Annotated in this window: 2 protein-coding genes and 2 pseudogenes; all 4 read left to right on the top strand. The window is 58.7% G+C overall.

Going from position 1 to position 4,446, the window contains the following annotated elements:
• Nucleotides 1-1,287 (top strand): beta strand repeat-containing protein (locus tag AC1D06_RS41910; protein ID WP_477991408.1); only part of this gene is annotated, 1,287 nt, incomplete at its 5' end.
• 213 nt (nt 1,288-1,500) lie between these two features.
• Nucleotides 1,501-1,983 (top strand): annotated as a pseudogene (locus tag AC1D06_RS41905) (transposase); the annotation flags it as partial.
• A 620-nt stretch (nt 1,984-2,603) separates the two neighbouring features.
• Entirely contained in the window at nt 2,604-4,115 is a 1,512-nt protein-coding gene (gene ltrA / locus AC1D06_RS41900; protein ID WP_477991410.1) for a group II intron reverse transcriptase/maturase, read from the top strand.
• Nucleotides 4,116-4,199: 84 nt separating this feature from the next.
• Nucleotides 4,200-4,446: pseudogene (locus AC1D06_RS41895) on the top strand (transposase); the annotation flags it as partial.

Below are 4,446 nucleotides of genomic sequence, written 5' to 3'. Positions count from 1 at the left end.
AGCACCAGCAATGCCCAGATTGCAAATATCGAAAATGTGCTGCTCACCGCGGCGGTCGCACTGAATCTCGCCAACCAGACTGAAGCGTTCACCATTACAGGCTCATCGGGCGCCGATGCGATCACTGGTGGAACGGGGGTAGACAGCATCAATGCTGGACTGGGCGACGACACTATAGCAGGCGCTCAGAACGACACGCTTCTCGATGGAGCCAATGGGAACGATACTCTGAACATCGGTGCGGCTTTCACGAGCACGAGCAATGCGCAGATCGCCAATATCGAAAATGTGCTACTTACGACGGCAGTGACGCTGAACCTCGCCAACCAGACTGAGGGGTTCACCATTGCCGGGTCATTAGGGGCTGACAGCATCACTGCCGGRTCCGGCAACGACACCCTGATCGCTGCCCARAACGACRCGCTGCTCAACGGCGGCAATGGCAACGATAYCCTGAAYATCGGAGCGGCCTTCACAAGCACCAGCAATGCCCAGATCGCAAATATCGAAAATGTGCTACTCACGACGGCAGTGACGCTGAACCTCGCCAACCAGACTGAGGGGTTCACCATTACAGGCTCATCAGCCGCCGATGCGATCACTGGTGGCGCAGGGGCAGACAGCATCAATGCTGGACTGGGCGACGACACTATAGCAGGCGCTCAGAATGACACGCTTCTCGATGGAGCCAATGGGAACGATACTCTGAACATCGGTGCGGCCTTCACAAGCACCAGCAATGCCCAGATCGCCAATATTGAGAATGTGCTTCTCACGACGGCAGTCACGCTGAACCTTGCCAACCAGACTGAAGCGTTCACCATTACAGGCTCATCGGGCGCCGATGCGATCACCGGCGGTAGCAATATCGACTTGCTCAATGGCCAGGCAGGCAATGACACCATTGTTGGCGGAGGAGGAGGCGACCAGATTATCGGCGGAGTTGGCGCTGACATGCTCACCGGTGGATCAGGTGCGGATCAATTCATATATGTCGGCTTGGCAGATTCGACGGTCTCCGCAAGCGGACGCGACGGCATTCTCGATTTCAATTCGGCCCAAGGCGATCGGGTTAATCTGAGTGCGATCGATGCGATCGCGGGAGGTGCCGACGATTCGTTCATCTTTACCACTGCCTTTCACCATGTATCTGGTGAGTTGATTTCCGTTGCATCAGGTACAAACTTCATCGTGCAGGGCGACATAAACGGCGACGGAATCGCCGATTTCGCTATCAGAGTGGCGAACCCCGCAACAGCGCTAACCTCGGGCGATTTCATACTATAGCGGCTGCAAAGCGGCCGCTTTCATCCATCAAATGTGTCGACAGAGCGCGGGCTCGGTCGCGTCCCTGGGGGAGGTGTAGCTCGGCGGTAGCGAAGCCGCTCGCGAGCGCGCCCACAACAGCGCCGTAGCGAGTGAGCGGCGTAGCGGGTGGTCATCAATGTTTTTCCGGTAGGGTCGGGTTGTTCAAGCTCAAACCTGATGGAAAGACCACTGATGACCGACGACATGATGAACCTGCGCTCGCTTGTTGAGAAGAGTGCCGATGCCGATTTGTTGCGCGAGATGATCGGCTTTACGGCCGAGAAGCTGATGGAACTGGAGATTGGCGCCAAGACGGGTGCTGCTTATGGCGAGAAGAATGCGTTGCGGCTCGCTCAGCGTAACGGCTATCGAGAGCGGGATTGGGAAACACGGGCTGGAACCGTCGAGCTGCGKATCCCSAARCTYAGGACCGGCAGCTATTTCCCAAGCTTTCTTGAACCACGTCGCATGGCYGAGAAGGCTYTGACCGCMGTSATCCAGGAAGCYTAYATCCAGGGTGTGTCAACCCGTTCGGTCGATGACTTGGTCAAGGCGATGGGAATGTCGGGCATTTCCAAGAGCCAGGTCTCCCGGCTATGCGAAGAGATCGACGACAAGGTCAAGGCTTTCCTGGCTCGGCCGATCGAGGGCGATTGGCCATATCTATGGATCGACGGTGCGCCATGCGGCGCGGGAGGTGCTGATGTTTTAGCGTAACCTCTCAAAGCTTGCCGATTTTTGACCGGCGGCTGCGATGCCGCCCGATCTGCAGGAGCAGTGGGTCGAAGGGGGCCGAGAAGCCGGACCGGGCGTCGCCGGTTGGGTTGCATAAGCAGATTGGCCTTAACTGTACCGGACGCGGGCCATCAACCGCGGGCCGGACTACCGCAGTGCCCATGGCGAGACAACGAAGTGGGCGCCAGAAGCCTCGAAACACAGAAATCGCTTCCATCAGCGTGATGGCGTGGAAGCACGAAAGAGCGATCAGAGGCGGTAAGGTTCGTCGATCCTTACTGCCGGGTTCTCGATGAGACCCGAGATGGGACTGGCTCCAATGCCCCACCTCCCGCATTGCACGGGGCAGAGCTCGCCGCCTAACGGCACGAGGTTGGAAATCGGAACATGGGAACTTGGATCGTCTGCCCGGTCGGAAGCCGGGCTCGCTGCGACGGCCAGATAGGGACGATGCCAAGGGCGGAGCTTTCGTAGTAGTCGGAGTGCGGGAAAACCGCACACAGGGCGAAGGGAAGCAGGAAGACGATAGGCTTGCAAAGACGGAGAAGTGATCTGTGGACATGGATCATCGGACCGACAAGGTCTGGGTACTCGGCATTCAAAGCAAACTCTATCAGTGGAGTAAGGCGAATCCCGACGATCAGTGGCGCGACATGTGGGGTTGGTTGACCGACCTCAGAGTGCTGCGTCATGCCTGGCAGCGCGTCGCCTCTAACAAAGGGGGACGCACGGCCGGGGTTGACGGGATGACGGTGGGACGCATCCGGAATAGGGGTGAATATCGCTTCCTGGTCGATCTTCAAGCTGATCTGCGCAGTGGTGCGTATCGGCCAAGTCCGGCCAGACGCAAGTTCATTCCAAAGGCCGGGAAACCGGGGCAATTCCGGCCCTTGGGTATTCCCACCGTCAGAGACCGCGTCGTACAGGGCGCGGTTAAAATCCTTTTGGAGCCGATCTTCGAGGCGCAATTCTGGCATGTCTCTTACGGGTTCCGGCCCGGCAGGAACACCCATGGTGCCTTGGAGTACATTCGTCGGGCAGCCTTGCCGCAGAAGCGTGACAAGGACACCCGACGAAACCGGTTGCCATACCCTTGGGTTATTGAGGGGGACATCAGAGGATGCTTCGACAATATCAATCATCACCACCTTCTCGATCGAATGCGCAAGCGCATTGCCGATCGGCGAGTGGTGAGATTGGTCGGACTATTCCTGAAGGCCGGTGTTCTGGCGGAGGATCAGTTCCTGCGGACAGACGCCGGTACTCCCCAAGGCGGGATAATCTCATCCTTGCTCGCCAACATCGCGCTCAGTGCGATCGAGGAGCGATATGAGAGGTGGGTCTATCATCGCCGGAAGACCCAGTCCCGTCGCAAGAGCAACGGGGTGGCGGCAGCGGCGAGCGCGCGGGACACGGACCGCATAGCAGGACGCTGTGTGTTTCTGCCGGTGCGCTATGCCGATGACTTCGTGGTTCTGGTGTCCGGATCAATGGAGGAGGCCATGGCAGAGAAATCCGCACTCGCCGACTACCTGATCAAAACCACCGGGCTGACATTGTCGCCGGAAAAGACGAAGGTCACGGCCATGACAGCGGGCTTCGAGTTCCTCGGATTCCGTTTCGGTGCACATTGGGACGAACGTTATGGCTACGGTCCTCGCGTCGAAATACCCAACGCAAAGGCCGCGAACCTACGTCATAAAGTCAAGGAACTGACGCAGCGCGACAGCATCTGCGTCAGCCTTGGCGAAAAGCTCCGAAAGGTGAATGCCATCACCAGCGGATGGGCGAATTATTACCGCTACTGTGTGGGCGCTGGCCGCGTATTTGTCGCTCTCGACTGGTACATCGGCCTGCGTCTTTACTGCTGGCTCCGTAAGAAACGCCCAAAAGCGACGCCGAATGAACTGTGGGGCTCGAAACAGCCAAGCAGACGCCGGCCGACGAGACGGGTCTGGAGAGAAGGATCCATCGAGCAACATGTGCTCTGCTGGACACCTGTCGAGCGATATCGTCTTGCGTGGATGGAAGTGCCTGACTTTGCCATGTCTTCTGGAGAGCCGGATGCGTAACGAAAGGCGCACGTCCGGTTCGGCGAGAGGCGATGCGAGACCTGCCGCCGCAATGCGGTAAGGCGCGCATCGCCTACTCATCCCACTTATCTGAAAGTCCGGCGCGGCGGGCGCATTGTCTCCGTCGCCGTCATCATCGCGGTCGGCGTCAACACCGACGGCCGGCGCGAGGTGCTGGGCATAGAGGTCGGCACGTCCGAAGCCGAGCCGATCTGGACCGAGTTCCTGCGCAAGCTGACCCGTCGTGGTCTCAGCGGCGTCAAGCTCGTCGTCTCCGATGCCCATGAAGGTATCAAAGCGGCTGTCTCCAAGGTCCTCTCGGCCACCTGGC

It is taken from the genome of Rhizobium sp. P2_G2 (assembly GCF_056403555.1).
Note: the sequence above shows the minus strand (reverse complement) of the source record. Positions and strands in the feature narration are given on the sequence as shown.